This is a genomic window from Symmachiella macrocystis, assembly GCF_007860075.1.
Taxonomy (GTDB): Bacteria; Planctomycetota; Planctomycetia; order Planctomycetales; family Planctomycetaceae; genus Symmachiella; species Symmachiella macrocystis.
In genome coordinates this window covers 488,147-504,968 of the sequence record NZ_SJPP01000001.1, presented here as the reverse complement: position 1 = coordinate 504,968, position 16,822 = coordinate 488,147, and the positions used below count along the sequence as shown (strand labels likewise).

Annotated in this window: 16 protein-coding genes and 1 tRNA gene; 16 read left to right on the top strand and 1 reads right to left on the bottom strand. The window is 55.2% G+C overall.

Features of this window, described 5'->3' with window-relative positions; all coding sequences use genetic code 11:
- Window positions 1-58: 58 nt before the first annotated feature.
- Window positions 59-628, top strand: a complete 570-nt coding sequence (locus tag CA54_RS01980; protein WP_146369195.1) for a sigma-70 family RNA polymerase sigma factor — start codon at window positions 59-61, stop codon at window positions 626-628.
- 89 nt (window positions 629-717) lie between these two features.
- Here the strand turns inward: CA54_RS01980 and CA54_RS01975 are convergent, their stop codons facing one another.
- Complete coding sequence (locus CA54_RS01975; RefSeq protein ID WP_146369194.1) at window positions 718-1,713, bottom strand: sugar phosphate isomerase/epimerase family protein; 996 nt, start codon at window positions 1,711-1,713, stop codon at window positions 718-720.
- A gap of 360 nt (window positions 1,714-2,073) precedes the next feature.
- Here CA54_RS01975 and CA54_RS01970 point away from each other — a divergent pair, with 360 nt between their 5' ends.
- The 15 genes from CA54_RS01970 (at window position 2,074) to CA54_RS01900 (ending at window position 16,716) form a co-directional block, all read left to right on the top strand.
- Window positions 2,074-2,838: a flagellar hook-basal body protein gene (locus CA54_RS01970; protein ID WP_146369193.1), complete on the top strand. Its 765-nt coding sequence runs from the start codon at window positions 2,074-2,076 to the stop codon at window positions 2,836-2,838.
- A 117-nt stretch (window positions 2,839-2,955) separates the two neighbouring features.
- Window positions 2,956-3,759, top strand: coding sequence for a flagellar basal-body rod protein FlgG (gene flgG, locus CA54_RS01965; protein WP_231962935.1), 804 nt, complete (start codon window positions 2,956-2,958; stop codon window positions 3,757-3,759).
- 35 nt (window positions 3,760-3,794) lie between these two features.
- Entirely contained in the window at window positions 3,795-4,877 is a 1,083-nt protein-coding gene (gene flgA / locus CA54_RS01960; RefSeq protein WP_146369192.1) for a flagellar basal body P-ring formation chaperone FlgA, read from the top strand.
- Window positions 4,878-4,951: 74 nt separating this feature from the next.
- A complete protein-coding gene (locus CA54_RS01955) occupies window positions 4,952-5,668 on the top strand; it encodes a flagellar basal body L-ring protein FlgH (RefSeq protein WP_146369191.1) in 717 nt (238 codons plus the stop codon).
- Between the two features lie 91 nt (window positions 5,669-5,759).
- Window positions 5,760-6,923 carry a flagellar basal body P-ring protein FlgI gene (locus CA54_RS01950; protein ID WP_197532128.1) on the top strand — a complete coding sequence of 388 codons (1,164 nt, stop codon included), beginning with the start codon at window positions 5,760-5,762 and terminating at the stop codon, window positions 6,921-6,923.
- A 66-nt stretch (window positions 6,924-6,989) separates the two neighbouring features.
- On the top strand, window positions 6,990-7,367 hold the full coding sequence (locus tag CA54_RS01945) for a rod-binding protein (protein WP_146369189.1): 378 nt from the start codon (window positions 6,990-6,992) through the stop codon (window positions 7,365-7,367).
- A complete protein-coding gene (locus CA54_RS01940; protein WP_146369188.1) occupies window positions 7,364-7,852 on the top strand; it encodes a flagellar export chaperone FlgN in 489 nt (162 codons plus the stop codon). The genes CA54_RS01945 and CA54_RS01940 overlap by 4 nt, the downstream gene beginning before the upstream one ends.
- Before the next feature lie 85 nt (window positions 7,853-7,937).
- Window positions 7,938-9,638, top strand: coding sequence for a flagellar hook-associated protein FlgK (flgK, locus tag CA54_RS01935; protein ID WP_231962934.1), 1,701 nt, complete (start codon window positions 7,938-7,940; stop codon window positions 9,636-9,638).
- A gap of 257 nt (window positions 9,639-9,895) precedes the next feature.
- Window positions 9,896-11,803, top strand: coding sequence for a flagellin N-terminal helical domain-containing protein (locus tag CA54_RS01930; protein WP_146369187.1), 1,908 nt, complete (start codon window positions 9,896-9,898; stop codon window positions 11,801-11,803).
- 212 nt (window positions 11,804-12,015) lie between these two features.
- Window positions 12,016-12,570, top strand: coding sequence for a hypothetical protein (locus CA54_RS01925; protein ID WP_231962932.1), 555 nt, complete (start codon window positions 12,016-12,018; stop codon window positions 12,568-12,570).
- Between the two features lie 361 nt (window positions 12,571-12,931).
- Window positions 12,932-13,951 (top strand): DUF1559 domain-containing protein, encoded by a 1,020-nt coding sequence (locus CA54_RS01920; RefSeq protein WP_146369186.1) that lies wholly within the window; start codon window positions 12,932-12,934, stop codon window positions 13,949-13,951.
- 171 nt (window positions 13,952-14,122) lie between these two features.
- Window positions 14,123-14,211, top strand: a tRNA-Ser gene (locus CA54_RS01915).
- 417 nt (window positions 14,212-14,628) lie between these two features.
- Complete coding sequence (locus CA54_RS29080; protein WP_197532127.1) at window positions 14,629-14,994, top strand: hypothetical protein; 366 nt, start codon at window positions 14,629-14,631, stop codon at window positions 14,992-14,994.
- A gap of 160 nt (window positions 14,995-15,154) precedes the next feature.
- Window positions 15,155-15,736, top strand: a complete 582-nt coding sequence (locus CA54_RS01905; protein ID WP_146369185.1) for a hypothetical protein — start codon at window positions 15,155-15,157, stop codon at window positions 15,734-15,736.
- Window positions 15,733-16,716, top strand: coding sequence for an HTTM domain-containing protein (locus CA54_RS01900; RefSeq protein WP_146369184.1), 984 nt, complete (start codon window positions 15,733-15,735; stop codon window positions 16,714-16,716). The genes CA54_RS01905 and CA54_RS01900 overlap by 4 nt, the downstream gene beginning before the upstream one ends.
- Window positions 16,717-16,822 lie beyond the last annotated feature (106 nt).

Here is a 16,822-nt window from a genome sequence, read left to right as displayed (position 1 = left end):
CTTTGTTGTCGCCGTTTGTTGTTATTTTACAAAACCATATTGGAGTGGAGAGCAAAGCGTGGCATTAACGCAAATTGATCGCACACTGCTCACCCGCTGCCTCGAAAAAGAGCCAGGTGCGTGGAAGGACTTTGTTGACCGATTTATGGGACTGTTCGTGCATGTTATTACGCACACGGCCCATTCTCGTAGCGTCCGTGTATCACAGGAAGATATCGATGACCTGTGCGCGGAGGTATTCGTTACGTTGTTGGCCAAGGACTTTGCCGTACTCCGGCACTTCGCCGGTAAGAGCTCCTTGGCGACCTATCTGACCGTGGTGGCGCGGCGCGTGATCGTGCGCGAGATGTCACAACGTCGGATGGCCCAAGCTATGGGACACACGCCGCCCAGCCCCGAAACCGTCGATCGTAGCGAATCTGGCGAATCGGGACGTGTCGCGGATGAAGAAGAAGTCGAGAGGATGCTCGAAGGTTTGGACGCGCGCGAAGCGGACATCGTCCGGCAATTCCACCTGGAAGGCCGCACCTACCGTGAAATCAGTTCAGGATTAGGTGTGCCGCAAAATACGATTGGCCCCACACTCTCCCGCGCTCGTGCTAAAATTCGCCGCAAAGTCGAACAATAAATCGAACCGTCGACGACGCTTAAAAATAGACAAAAAAGGGGGATGGCCTTGAGAAGCCATCCCCCTTTTTTATTGTCTCACAGATCGCGTTATTCTTCTTTCGTATCCGCTTCAGCCAGCACAGGCTCGCCTTCGGCAGGTACGGTTTCGGCTGTGGCTGCGACTGCAGCAGCAGCTTCAGCGGCAAGCCGTGCTGCTTCAGCTCGTGCTGCTTCTTGAGCAGCGATTTCGTCTTTGCGGAACCAAACCCGGTCCAAGGATTCAGAGACCAATTCCACAACGCGATTCTTGTTCAGTGTGCGGACACCGGCAGCGAACGGCTCAGCGGTCATCGGGCCTTCATAGCCAGTATCGCTGATCGTTTGCAGGAACGTATTGATGTCGATCACACCGGTCGATCCCGGCAAACGACGGACGTTGTCGATTTGTTCGTCATTGGGAATATCGGCCGGAGCGTCGTTGACATGAATTGCGACGATTTCTTCGGCTTTGAGGGAACTGAGGTCTGCTGCTGTTTCGCCCGCCATGTGCCAATGCCACGAATCGAGCAGATATCCCACGTTATCACGGGCAATCAGCTCCTTCAGTTGCTTCAAGCCGGCCAAGGTGTGAATGAATTCGTGTTTGGCATCTTTGCGTAATGTCGGGGTAGCCAGATATTCCAGCCCCAACTGCTGACCACATTCGCCAACGACATCGGCGATTTGTTGCAGCCGATTTTTGCTCCACTCGAGGTTTTCTTCCAGGGGACGCACGTTAGAGGTCGGAGGCACAGCGGTGGTCACGCGGGTGAAACCGGTGTCCTGAGCCAATTTCGCCAATTCAGGCAGTTCGGCTAGATCCCGTTGGAAAAGCGCTTCATCCTCGTCTTGCCACCGTGTGGGGAGCACCCAACTTCCGGGGGTGGAATCGGCCGCTTGAATGATTTGCTGGCAATACTTCAAGCCCATGGCGTTGGCCAGGGGGAGTACCAACTCGATTTGGACGTCAATTCCGCCAAATCCGTGCGTAATGGCCGCCTCGACAACCTCGGTCAAAGTCGCCTTTAAGCCGATAGCCCGTGCACTTAGTGATTTGTACATCATGTCTCCTCAGTCGCTGACTGCGGCAATGCCGCCGGTGTGATTTCTGTTTTTGGGGTCCGTATCATAGAAAAACGGTTCGAAAGTGCAAAGCTACCAGGGGTTTCCGTAGCTGATTGCCGGAGAAAAACCGCGATCGGGGTGAAATTGGCCCTGTTTCCCTCCGTGCCCCGGCCGCTGACCCAACTCAAAACCGTTTGGCAGACTTTAACGGTTAGGCTCAAGTTGACGGTTGTGCCGGTTCGATAGAAACCTCTGGTGGGGGGATTTTCGATTTTGATGGCGGCATTGTGTACCCAGGTTTTGGGATAACGGTGTCGCTGATCGGTCGGCGTACCCTGTCTCAGAAGCGGCGAACCTAACATGATCAACGGTTTATATCTCTCCGCTCAAGGCGCGCATACGCAACAAATCCGCTTGGATGTGGTTTCCAACAACTTGGCGAACGCGTCCTCGACAGGCTTCAAACGGGATATGACCGTTTTCGAGTCCCATTTGCCCTTTGATTTCGTACAGGGCAATCCGCGCGATACGCCCGAGAAGTTGGCCAACTCGTGGGGCGGGACCACCATTGCAGAGATCAAAACAGACTATTCGCAAAATCCTTTGCAAGCGACCGAGGGATCACTGGACGTCGCACTGGCGGGGCCTGGTTTCTTCAAAGTCGCCACGAAAGCCGGCAAGTTTCTGACTCGTGACGGAGCACTCACGCTTCAGCAGGACGGCACGCTGGAGACCGCGGGAGGTGCGAAGGTCCTCAGTGACGAAGGGGCACCCATTACGGTCAATCCTGCGGATGGGGAGATCACCATCGGTGCCGAGGGCATCGTCAGTCAGGCGACCGAAGGCGACTTGGAAGAAGTCGGCAGGATCGCGCTGGTGGAACCGCGGTCGTATGACTCTTTGAAAAAAGTTGGGGACAACTTGTATGCAAACACCGGCAGCGAACGTCCGGTGGGGCCGGAGACATCGCTGAAGCAAGGATTCCTCGAAGCATCGGGAGTCAAACCGGTGAATGAAATGGTGAACTTGATCGAAACGTCACGGGCTTTTGAAGCCAATCTGAACATGATCAAGTTTCAAGACGAAGCCTTAGGGAACTTGTTGAGCACTGTGCCGAGACTGTAGCCGGCGTCAAACAACTATACGTGACAAAATTTTATTGCGAAACGAGTCAGGATCGGATCTGCGAAAATCAGCCGCACCGTCCACAGGACTGCCAAATAGATTCGGGGGAACCAAACCGTGTTACGAGCGTTGAATTCATCGGCGACGGGGATGCAGGCCCAGGCCTTTAACCTCGATGTGATCGCCAACAACTTGGCCAACGCCGATACGACAGCCTTCAAAAGCTCGCGGGCGAACTTCGAGGACACCTACTACGAGCAGGTCGTCTTACCGGGACAGCAAAACGGCGTGGGCCAGCGGACTGCTGTCGGACAGGCCGTCGGTTTGGGAACGCGGATTCAAAGTACGCAGCTCGACTTCAGCCAAGGGGCGTTGCAGGCGACCGAACGGCCGTTGGACTTGGCGATTACGGGACCGGGATTTTTTCAGGTCTTGGATCAAAACCGAAATCAAATCATGTACACGCGGGCCGGCAACATTACCAAAAACGTGGATGGTCAATTGGTCATGGCTTCGTCCGATATTGGACGTCCCTTGGATCCATCAATCACGATCCCCCAGGACGCCACGAACATCGCGATTTCCTCCGATGGTGTCGTCTCGGTCTTACAACCGGGAAACCCCGACCTGCAACAAGTGGGCCAACTCCAACTGTCAAGGTTCATCAATCCCGAAGGACTCGTGCAAGTCGGAGATAACCTGTATCAGCAAAGTGCGGCGTCCGGGACTCCCATTGTTGCCTTCGGGGGACAAGACGGGATGGGGGTTGTCCGTTCGGGCTTCCTCGAAAAATCCAACGTCGAACCGGTGAAACAGCTCGTGGGGTTGATTCGCACGCAGCGTGCGTTCGAGTTAGCCAGTCAGGCAATCCAAGTCGCAGATGAACAACTCTCGTTAGTCGCGAACTTGCGGCGGTTTTAATGCAACTTAAACACGCGTCTCATAGGTAAAGAGATATGTCAGCTGTGCGTCCCGTAAATTTGGCGATCTTTCTGCTGGGGGTCATGATCTCCCAGTCGACCGCTGGCGCTGCGTTGATACATTTGAAATCGCAGTGCACCGCCTCATCGACGGTCGTGCAGTTGAGCGACATTGCAGAGATTCGCGATGCGGATCCCGCAACGGCGCAGCGTTTAGCCAACGTCACTTTTCAACCCGCGCCAGGTAGCGGGCGGAAAGCTCGCGTGCGGGTTGAGGACGTCAAGTCGCGTTTGCAGGCGTTGGGCGAAAACTTGGCGACAGTACAATTCAGCGGCGCATCCATCGTACAGGTGCATGGGCCGCAACCGGTCCGGTCCGAAGCGGAGCCGCATGTCTCCAATCACCAACTCAGCCAAGCCGAAAGGCGGGTGACTGGCGCGATTCAACAACACTTGGACGAGCGAGCGACCGGTGCGAAAATCACAGCACTGATGTTGCCGCGCGATGCAGCCACTTTGTCCGACCTACTCAGTACTAACGTGGCTTATTGGGAAATTTCCGGCGGTCAGGCACCTTGGACCGGTCGGCAAACAATGCAAATTCACGCCAGTTCGCCCGATGGGGGACAGGTTTTTGAAGTCGTTGCGGAGTTGTTTCCCAAGCCTCGGGCATTGGTATTACGGCACCCTGTTGCGCAAGGGCATGTGCTCGGTCTTCAAGATTTGGCCTGGCTGCCTGTGGCGGAATTGCCGCGACAACAGGCGGTTTTGACTGACCCGCGGGCGCTCGTCGGCCAACAAGCTGTTCGGGCACTGCCCGAGGGGCGTCCATTGACGGAACGAGACATCAAACGGTTGCCGCTCGTGAAACGCGGTGACACGGTGACGGTTTATTCGCGGTTTGGAGCGGTTTCGATCAAGACGGTCGCTCGCGCCGTGCAAGAAGGCGCCTACGGCGATCAAATCCCGCTCCGGACGCTGGAAGGAAATACAACAATCTTAGCCAGGGTGATTGATTTTCATATTGCGGAGATCACGCCTGAAATGTCGCAGCCGGGGCAGGACCAAGCCGGGTTGAAGGTGCGTTTCGCGCCGGCGGCAAGATACGGCGGTCAATAGCAAACAGTGTTCACAGCGGACGAATCCTGCAAACGGATTCGAGGTAATGATCAACAAGCAGGGAGGGCTTGGAGATGCGATGGATCATAGGATGTTTATTGGTGTACGGGGCGTTTCCGCTCACGGCGGAGGCGCAGACGACCCCCTTGGCGATGTTGAAGCGGCCCTATGAAAACGAGCCGGTGCCGTTGTTCGGCATCCAGAACCGGCCGCCGCAAATACTAACCCGCGACCACGGCAAAAAGTTAGTCGAGAGCTCATGGGTCTTGGCGCCGGCTCCGGTGCCTGAAGAGATCAAGGTTCACGATGTGGTTCTGGTTTTGGTTGACGAACGAGCGGTGCAACAACAACAGCGGCAATTTCAGCGTCAAAAGCAAGGCATCTATGCCGTGGAACTGGCCGACTGGATTGGCCTCGACAAAAAGGGAAACATGGTCAACGCGGCCACCAATCAACCGGCGGTCGAAGTCGAATACGAAAACCGACTGCAAGCACGCGGTAATCAAAATGTCTCAGAATCTTTAACGTACCGCATCGCTGCCAGTGTGACATCGATTCGGCCCAATGGAAATTTGATCATCGGAGCTCGCAAGTCCATCATTACCAACCATGATGCTTGGGTGTATCACATGACGGGCGAACTGGATCCCAAACACATCGATGGCAAAGACACAATTAAAAGCGAGTACATCGTCAATCTGCAAATTAACAAACGTTCTACCGGTAAAGTTCGTGACAGTGTCAAGCGGGGTTGGATGATACGCTTCCTCGATTTCGCCAGCCCGTTTTAATGCCTTGAATGCCCTGCGCATTCTGCAACTGAGACGATTGATTTTCAGAATGTTTCAGACGTCACCGAATCGCAAACTTGGAATTTCGAACATGAACACGCTCCTACGATTTGCCGGACTGCTCAGCCTGACGACGTTGATCGTCTCGGCCCCGTTGTCGAGCGCCAGTGGAGCCGTGCGTGTGCGTGATATTTGCACGATTTTGGGTCAAGAGGAGACACAACTGACCGGACTGGGAATGGTCACTGGTTTGGAAGGTACGGGAGACAGCAAGTTTGGCCCCACATACAAAGCCCTCCGCACGATGCTGGGTAGCCTCAACGATCGGGATCCGCGGAAGAATGCGATCGACATCAAAGGCCTGCTGGGTAGTAAAAACGTGGCGTTGGTGATTGTCTCGGCAACCGTTCCCGCGCGAGGCGTTAAACGAGGCCAAAAAATCGACTGCATGGTGACGGCGGTCGGGTCCGCTAAAAGCCTACGCGGAGGCCAATTGGTGATGACCCCGTTGAGCGACGTTCGCAACGAATTCACAATGGCGGTTGCTGCAGGGGCGGTTCGCATTCACGGGGAAGAATCCAAAACCAAAGGCAGCATCTCCTTTGGTGTGGAAATCAAACAGAACTTTACCGCAGACGTTATTTATGACATTGGCGACGGTGGACAAAGGCGACCGGGATTTTATCTCCTCTTGGATCCCTCGCGGGCCGGTTTTCAGATGGCCAGCGTGGTAGCCGATTCGGTGAATGAAGATACCAAGCAAGAAGCGGCGAGTTTCGGCCGTCGGGACATTGCCGGCTTCGACTTGCAGCAGCGTTTAGCGCGGGTCCGCGACGCGGGCACGATTGCCGTCGCAATTCCGCCGACATATCGGGAAGACCCGGAAGCGTTCATCGCCATCGTGTTGGATGTGCGGATCGAATCGGCGACGACCGAAGCACGCGTGATCGTTAACAAATCGACAAACACGGTTGTCATCTCCGGCGAGGTGGAATTGAGCCCCGTGATTGTGACCCACAAAGGACTGAAAATCGAAGTCACTGAAGACGACGTGGCACGCATTGATGCCTTTGTGGCGCTGGTCGATGATCAGCCGGGACAAAACGGTGTCGCCATCGCTTCGCAAGATAAAAAACTAGCACAACTGCTCGGGGCCATGGAACAACTCAAACTCCCCGCTGCGGACATCATCGACGTGATACTCAGCTTGGAAAAATCGGGCCGTCTGCACGCTCGGGTGATTGTTGTCGAATAAGTCCCACGAGTCACACCGGTCATTTTGAAATCAAAACTAGTAGGTCGTTCCCGAAAGAATTCACTCATGATTTCGCCCATTTCTTCCGGCATCTCCAACAACATCGCCGCCTCGACGCAACTGCAGCAAACGCGGCAGACGGTGCCGGATGAGAAAGCATTGGAAGAGAAACAGGCGTTTCAAAAATTCGCCGCGGGCACCTTTTATCAAACGATGATCAAATCGCTTAGAAGTACTGAACGCGAAACCAAATACTTCAACGGCGGACGAGCGGAGAAGATTTTTCAAGGCGAGTTCGACCAGCGGATTGCTTCGTCGATGGCCGAAGAACATGGCAGTCCCTTTGCCGGACCGTTGTTCGATCAATACTCCGCTATCCGGAACCGCGAGTCGATGTTTGCGGCGGCTGCTCAATCAACCAGCACTAGCGGAGCCAACCTATGAACGACCGATTACTCGAAGCCACCACGCTGTTTATGACGCAGTTGGAAGTCGTCCAAGGTGAGCTATCAGCTTTGATGGCGGAAAAACGGACGGCCATGACGCAGATCCAGGGCCACGATCTCGCCCGCATCTCGGCCGATGAAAGTGTATTGATTACCCGATTGCAAAAACTGTTGCGCGAGCGAAATCGGATTTTAGAGTTCGCGCAAGAGCGGGATTTGCCATCGCAGTCGTTACTGCATTTGGTCAAAGCCATCGCGCAGGAAACGCGCGACGAGCTAATCGCACGGATCGAACAGGCACAGCAGACAGCTGCGCAGTTACGGCACGAAAGCTGGGTGCATTGGATCATTTCGCATCGCTCGTTCAATCATTACACAGAACTGATCGACTTGATCGCCCATTGCGGACAACAATCACCGACGTACCACGAAGGGGATGATGAGTCCCATACGGGCGGCGCATTACTCGATGCTTCGATATAAATCTGCATGAATCTGAGGCGAATCGTCGGCTATCGGCTGTGCCGGGTGGCGGTTTCACTTTACCAACGATAATGGAATCCCTTCCATGGGACTGAATTCAGCATTAGCGATTGCGGGCCGTTCGCTGGAGGTGTTCACCACCGGCATCGAGGTCGCCGGCAACAACATCTCCAACGCCAACACGCCCGGTTATATCCGTGAGCGGTTGTACCTCAGTCCGAGCCAGGGGACCAAAAAAGGAGCCCTGGTCGTCGGCGGCGGTGTGCTGGTTGATGGCATCCGGCAGGAGATCGACAAGTATTTGGAAACCCGTATCCACACATCTTCGTCTGACTTTTACGGCTCGCAACAACGGGAAGACATCTACAAGCAATTGGAAGCGACCGTTAATGAACTTAGCGACGGCGATCTCTCCACGGGCCTGAATGAATTTTTGGGAAAAATACAGGACTTTGCCAATCAGCCCGAAGTCAGCGCCGTTGCCCAGATCGCGGTTCAGCAGGGCGTAGAATTCGCGCGGGAAATTGCTGACATGCGGGCGCGGTTCAACGACCAGCGCTCGAGCCTGGGCGTAAAAGTGACCGACTTGGTGAACGAAGCCAACGTGCTGATTGATCGCATTGGGGAACTGAACAGGAAAATCACCGAGACCGAAGCGGGCGGATTGCTCAATAGCGACGCGGGCGGATTGCGGACCGAGCGGTACAATGCGATGAACCGACTTGCTGAAATCATCCCGATCCGCGCCGTGGAACGCGAAACGGGTTACTTCGACATTTTCGTTGGCCCTGACCACTTGGTATTGCAAGGGGAAGTTCAGCATCTAGAAACCGAAGTGAGCGTTGATCGCGAGGCCCAAGTCCTGAACGTGAAAGTCGAAGGATCGATTTCAGATCTTCCCGGCACATCGGGCGAACTGAACGGAGTGATCGACGGTCGGGACCAAATCCTCGGCGGATTTATCGACGAACTCGATACGTATACGCAAAACATCATCTTCGAATTCAACAAGATCCACGCCTCGGGGCAGGGGACTGAGGGCTTCGATTCGGTCGCTGGGACCTATAGCGTGGAGGACACCGCTGCCAGTCTCGATGCGGCTGGCTTGGCCTTTGCACCTGAGCATGGCAGCTTCGAGGTGATCGTCGAAAACAAGCTCACCGGGGCCCGCGAAACAACAACCATTCAGATCGACCTCGACGGTATCAATCCCGGGCCCAACACATCGTTGGATAGCCTGCGAACCGATTTGGATGCCATTTCGAATGTGACTGCGACACTCACACCGGATCGGCGTTTGGAGCTTGAGGCGGATTCGAATTATGAAATCTATTTTGCCAACGACGATTCCGGAACGCTGGCCGCTTTGGGCATCAATACGTTTTTCACCGGATCCAGTTCATCGGACATCGCTGTCAACCAGGCAGTCCTCGAAGACACGTCCAAATTCGCGGTGGCCCAAGGAGGCGGCTCGGGCGATGGAAGCAACGCGCTCAAGTTGGCGAAGTTCATCGAGAATCCAGTCGAGGCTTTGGGGCAGCTGAATCTCGATGACTATTACGATGGCATGATTTCCGAATTGGCCCAAAACTCGGCTTCTGAAACGGCGGTCCGCCAAGGGTTTGAGTCATTTCGAAATTCATTGGTCACGCAAAAGCAGCAGTTTTCCGGCGTCAGTCTCGACGAAGAGGCGATCAAGGTCATGGAGTTGCAGCGGTCTTATCAAATGGCGGCGCGGCTCATCGGTGTGATCGATGAATTGTTGTCAACGCTCGTTTCGTTATGAGACACGGGTCGTTACGAGAGACAGTCCGGTATTTGTTCGCGTATTCCGGCTCGACTTGGAAGCGAAGTCTGGGATCCGCTCCTTTCCAATTTGCGGCGCGTTAAGCCGGGCGGTGCTGTCAAGATCTGCCGGTCCTGCCGGTTTTTCCCCAGCTTCAGTTGCAATACGTCGATACCGGTGACACGGCGTTCTCGACTGTGCGCATCGACGATGCACGGGAACGCATACGCAATCTCATTACCCATACGGTAACGACGATGAGCCTTGGTCCGATACTATCCGGCAGAATTCCCAACGGAATGGTTGCCTCCCGGCTCAACTCTAATATCCAAGAACAAACGCGCATGCTGGCGCAACTGCAAGAGCAGATCTCCAGCGGAGTGCGGTTTCAATTTGCCAGCGAAAGCCCTGCCGCGGCAGTGCGGACGATTACGCTGCAAAAGACCTTGGAGTTGCAGGCGCAAAACCAAACCAACGTGCAAACGTCGTCGTCATTGTTGTCGGCCAGTGATCAGGGCTTGGTCACCGTGTCCGACGCGCTCAATCAGGCCAAAGGGTTGATCGTTGCCGGCATCGGTGATTCCAGCACGCAAAGCGAACGAGATGCCATGGCGTTGGAAGCGGCCAGCTTGAAAACGCAAGTGCTCAACGCCGCCAACACACAATTCCGCGGGCGTTTCCTGTTTGGTGGAACCGCAACAGATTCGCCGCCGTTTACTTCGCAAGATACCTTCGTGCGTTACAACGGCGACCAGTTCAATATCAATTCCTATGCCGACAACAACCTGTTGATCGCCAATAACCTCGATGGGCATTCCGCACTGGGCGCCTTGACCGAACCAGTCGGCACGGATATCGATCCGGTGCTCACGCTCGATACGCGAATCAGCAACCTGCAGGGCGGGCAAGGGGCCAACCTGGGGGAACTGACGATCACCCTCGACAATACGCCGGAGACTGTGACTGTCGATTTGAGCTCGGCTAAGACCATCCAAGACGTACAGGCGATTCTCGAAAATGCTTTCGCCGGACAACCCACGACACTGACGGTCGCAATCAATGCCTCACAAGATGGGCTAGAATTGACGCCCTCAGCGGGAAACATTGAAGTGACCGAAGTGGGTGGCGGCACGACGGCCGCGCATTTAGGGATTGTGAGTGGCCCTGCGGCTTCAGTCACCGGTGGCGATCTCGATCCGGCAATTACATTGGGTACGAATCTGGCCGATCTCAACGGAGGGGCCGGCATTGGCGCTACCGCTGGCAACGGGCTGTTGATTACCAACGGTTACAAAACTCAAGTCGTCGATATTTCGGCAGCTGTGACCGTCGAGGACTTGTTGAATACGTTGGAGTTGGCCGATTTGGATCTCGATGTGGGCATCAATGAGTCGGGGACCGGCTTGGCGATTTCCAGCCGACTGAGTGGTGCTGGGTTTTCGATCGGTGAGAACGGCGGCCAAAACGCAACAAACTTGGGCATTCGTACGACTCTGTCGAGCACATTATTAGAGGACTTCAACTTTGGGCAGGGCGTACCGGTCGATGACGGCATCCCCTTGGAGATCCAACGCCGTGACGGCACGACCTCCAGTATCGATCTGGCCGGTGCAAGAACCGTGCAGGACGTGTTGGATGCGCTCAATGCGGAGCCGAATCTCACCGCCACGCTGAACGCCGTCGGCAATGGAATTACGATCGATGATACTTCCATTGGCGGCAATCCGCTGACCATCGAAAATACACCGTTGGCCGAAGCGCTCGGTGTCGTTGGGACGGAAGCCACTGGACCCGGCACCCCGCTTGTGGGCACCGACACGAATCAGCGGGAAGTGCAGGGGAGTCTGACGATCCTCTCCAAATTGGAAACGGCATTACTCAATGGCGACGATCAGGAGTTGCAACGACTCAACGAAATGCTGGATGGAGAATTGCGGCGGGTGAATTTGGCCCGCGGTGCTGTCGGCTCGCGCTTGAAAGTGTTGGATGAGGTCGGCAACCGTCTCGCCGACCAAGAAGTACAAATTCGCGAAACATTGTCGAAAGAATACGAAGTCGACATCGCCGAAGTCATCACGAACATCGCACAGCTGCAGACTTACATGCAGGCCTCCTATCAAATCTCGGCCTCAACTTTGCAACTGAATCTGTTCTCGTACATCTAGCGGCTCATTTCAAATGGCCTGTGGCGGTTATTTCAAAAGTACTCCGCTGCTGACTCGATAGCCCCGGGAAAGCGATACCTGTTTTGAGAGCGATCTTAAAACGCATTTTCCGGGAAAATGATCTTGTCGCAACGGGGGGCAATCGCGACACTACCGCCCCGAAAACCGAGCGCCTTTGAGCGCTGCGTGATCTTTGTGTTTGGTTGCCCCACATGTCCTGTCGAAAATGTTTGTTCCTGGCATTGATGCTACAAGCGTCCCTGACCGGTTGCGCGACGATGTCGTCTGTACCGGCCGGCGGGCAGGTGTTTGTGCGCGGACAAAACGATGAAATGGTGTGGGAGAAAACGGTCGATGTGGTGCACGACTATTTCTACATCGAGCGTGAAAACCATTTCGACAATGTGATCGAGACACAGTACAAGGTCGGCGCGGGTCTGTTGGAACCGTGGCAGCACGACAGCGTCGGATTCGAAAACCGGTTAGAAAGTACCCTGCAGTCCATTCGGCGGAAGGCCTTCGTGCATGTGACGCCGACCGGGGATGGGTATCTGATCAGCGTGCAGGTGTATCGCGAACGCGAAGACGTGGCCAGCCAATCGCAAATGTCGCCCGGTGGAGCTACCTTCCGTCAATACATCCCGCTGCAGCGGGAGTTGGAAATCGATTCGACCGACATCGCACGCGGTCGATGGATTCCCCTGGGACGCGACCCGGAGCTTGAGCAAGAGATGCTGGAGTCTCTGCAGGTTCGCTTGTCCCGGTAAACATCCGCTAGGGATCGGCCATTCTAGGTAGAAAGTCTCACGTTGCGTGCAGAGCAACAGGCTGATCAATACCCCGTCGCTCCAACAGCGACGCCACGGCAGAGTCATCTGTAAGCACCCAACCCAATGTGTAAAGCGTGACAAACTGCAATTCGGGTGGCGAAATGACCAGTGTGTGGGGAAATTGCCGAAAATCGATCACAAAGTTCGCATCGAGGATTGACAGTCTTTTTGTACTCGGCCATACTTGGAATCCAGTTGAGACTGAGTCTCAGTGTCTGTGCCGATGCTGTTTTTCGGTGCCGTTGTTGGCTGGGTGACAAACAATTGTCGTGGTGGTTTCTCGATTAGGATTTCGGATATGCTTCCAAAACGTGTTTTGCCAAATCGTCGCAACGGGTTTACTCTGATTGAGTTGCTGGTGGTGATTGCAATTATTGCCATTCTGATCTCTCTGTTGCTCCCCGCTGTGCAGCAGGCACGCGAAGCCGCACGGCGGACACAGTGTCGCAACAATCTCAAGCAAATTGGCTTGGCATTGCACAACTATCTTGACGTCAACCGGGCATTTCCTCCGGCATTCTCTCTCGGCAGCGGACCGGGTGGTCAGTGGTCGCTGCATGCCCGAATCCTGCCGTACGTCGACGGGGTGAACCTGTATCAGACCGCCGATTTGGAGCAGTCCTATACCGCAGGGCAGCCCCCTGCCAATGTCCGCGTCGCCACCTATCTGTGCCCCAGTGATATCAACGACAAGCCCCGGGGCAGCGATTATTACCCCACGTCGTATGGGTATAACGGCGGGACCTATACCGTTTTTACGCACAGCAGCGATACGGAGGTCATTGGCCCGGATACGTACATTTTGGGAGGGCAACTCAGCGACGGTTCGTTTGGGCCGAATAGCAACACCAAGATCCGAGATTTTACGGATGGCACGACCAACACGCTCTGCTTTGCGGAGGTGAAAGCGTTTACGCCTTATATTCGTGATGGATTGGACGGACCTGCCACCGCACCGACGGACTTGTCAGCACTCACCGCAGGCAGTTTTAAGGCCGACACAGGCCATACGGAGTGGGTCGATGGCCGCGTGCATCAAACCGGTTTTACCACAGTCTTCACGCCCAACGCGATCACTCCGATCACCGACGGCACGGATTCAGCTGAGAGCGGCGATTTTACTTCGTGTCGCGAAGGGAAGACTCCCTGTGTGGGTGAGCCCGTCCGCGCAGCCGTCACCGCTCGCAGTTATCACACCGGAATGGTCTTCACCTTGTTGATGGACGGTTCGGTACGATCGGTCAGCGAAAACATCAGCCTCTTCACATGGCGCGACCTCTCGACCCGTGCCGGTGGTGAAATCGTAGGTGAGTTTTAGGGGGCGGTGGCAGAACACGCTGCCGCTCATATTGCCCGGGCGAAATCCACTGAGGGGGCAAATCTCTTCTGTCGTTCCTCCGGCGAAGAAAACTGTCTGTCAAACTTGCTTTTGGCCCGCATTTGCTTATCATCACTGTGAGTTGCGACTCAGCGAGGCGCGACTCAATCGGGAGAGATGGCTGAGTGGTCGAAAGCGCCGGTTTGCTAAACCGGTGAACCCAGCAATGGGTTCCGCAGGTTCGAATCCTGTTCTCTCCGCCTACTAGAAAGCCGCAGGTCACTCTTTTGCGAGTGGCTTGCGGCTTTTTTTGCGCCCCGTCTGGCTCGGCGGAGCAGCGCACTCTTCCCGATGAGGCCTGAAGGTCTGTTACTGGGGGTGTCCACACCACTTGTTCTCGCGTGGGGTTTACCTTGCGTGTATTCAATATGATTATTGGTGTGTGGCCAAATAGATTTGTTTTTCCAGGGTGCTGCTCTCTGCCGTTAACTCGGGTTAGTGTTGTAGGTTGTTTTTCAGTAAGACCTTATGTTGATTTCATTTCTGTCGGGTGTTGATTGGCACGCCAAATGCTTTGTGTTGTAGAAGTCTCGAAACGAATTTGAGAGCAACTCAGGTAATCAAAACGAACCGCGGCGATTGCCCGGTTTTGAAACATCCAATCGAAAGGGGCAGTTATGAAAATTTTAGCAAAGGCCATGGTTTTGGCATTGGTTTTGGGCGCGGGGCTGTTTGTTACCGAGCAAGTTTCGGCGGAGCAAAGTGAGATCCGTCTCGCCAGCTCACACGGTCACCGTGGTGGTTTTCGCGGTGGATACCGTGGCGGATATCGCGGCGGGTTTCGTGGGGGCTACGGTCATGCCTATCGTGGCGGATATCGTGGCGGATATCGCGGCGGGTTCCGTGGTGGGTACCGTGGTGGATACCGGGGCGGATTTCGAGGGGGTTACGGCGGTGGATTTCGCGGTGGATACCGCGGCGGATTCCGTGGTGGATACGGCGGGTCGTACTACGGTGGGTACGGTAGCTCGTACTGTGACTAGTCGCGCCGAGTAACCGGCCACTTCCAGCAAGGGAGCGCACGGGGGTTCGGTATTGCCGCGTTGCAATGCTGAAGCCCCGTATGCGACTCCAGGCGAAATCTGACTGCTAGGTTTAGCAGCGTACTCACCAGTCTTTCAAAAATCCAAAAGGGACAAAACGATGTCCACGCGTATTCGTGTCTTCATGTTCTTCGCTATCGGCCACATGGTGTTGGTTGCGCTAGGGATGGCTCATATCGGCGTGTTGCCGACGACGACCATTCCCGGCAAGGCGCTCCGCGTGTATACGGGCGTTTCCGGAGCAGACAAAAGTTACGGATTCTTCGCGCCGGGAGTGCGGCATCAGGAGCGGGCAGTGTTCTTGATGACCGACGCTGAGGGGCGGCAATGGGAAGGGGACCTGGGTTTCGGGCAATCCGCGGAAGCTAATTTACGTCTGGGGAGCACGGCGAACGTACTGCGCGAGGTCGACGATGAAACGGCTTTCCATTTCATGCGTTCGATGGCGGCCAAGATGTTTCAGCGACACCCGACGGCGCAGACAATCAAAGTTCAGGTGCAAGCGTACGGAATCAAACTTCCCGGCGCGTCCAATGGGGTGCCGGCGATCGATTTTCCCACGATGGCTGAATTTCGCAGCGGGAAACAGCCGGAGTGGATTGATCTTTATTCATTGACTTTTCAAGCGGACGAAGCGGGGCAAACCGTCGCTGTTTTAGATAATCAGGGGATGCTGAAATGATTGAGCGTGAAACGATTAAACGTGGCGGCCAGCGGGTCGCTGCTGCAATGACCGAATTCTTCACGGCACCCGCCTCGGCAAAACCGTTGGCTGTGTTTCGTATCGGGTTGGCGGCGGTGTTGTTGGCACAGGCCTTTACCTTGGCGGCGAATGTGACCGATCTGTTTGGACGCCAGGGGTTGATTCAATGGGACGTCACCTATGACGGGACTGACCGCTCTGCGATGGCGTGGGCGTATCCACACCTGAGTTGGTTTGACGGGCTGTTTGCCGCATTGGGCTTGAGCGAGACAGCCGGGGTGTATGTGATGTTTTCGCTGTATGTCACGTCGTTGGTGTTTCTGTTGGTGGGTTTCAAAACCCGCGCAGCGTGCATTGCGACATTTGCGTTGCAGCTGATTCTGTCGAATAGCAGTCCGGCAACTGTTTATGGAGTCGATTCGTTTGCCCGAGTGTCATTGTTCTATGCCCTGTGGATGCCGTTGGGAGCGGTTTATTCCATCGATGCCATCCTGCAGCGCGGCGGAGCGGTGAACTCGTCAGCAGCGCGGATTGGCTTGCGGTTCCTGCAGTTGCACATGGCATTGATGTATTTGGCCTCGGGGATCGGAAAAGGCATGGGCGCGCAGTGGTGGAACGGCGAAGCGATCTGGCGGGCGGTGACGATGCCGGAACTCGCGCAATACGACTTGATGTGGCTGGCCAATTATGCGTGGCTGCCAATTTTCTTAGGTTGGGCAACAGTGATTTTAGAAGTCTTCTACATTGTCGCTGTTTGTAGTCGTCGCGCGCGGCTACCAATCGTATTGGCGGTGATCGGCATGCACGTGGGCATCGCGCTGTTTCTGGGGTTGGTGTCGTTCGCGTCGCTGATGATTATGCTCAACGTTTCGGCGTTTCTCATTCCCTCGGAACCGACCGGTTTGAAGCAAACCGCTGCTTCGTTTGACCCGCAATCGGTTGTCGCCGTAGCTGCTTGATGCGGCGGGGAAGGGGGGCGGCGTTTGTGCCGCGGCGGCATCGTGCATAGAATCAGAATCATTGGAATGAGGCGTTCGCCCAATGCCCGTTTTCCTGAGGACTACA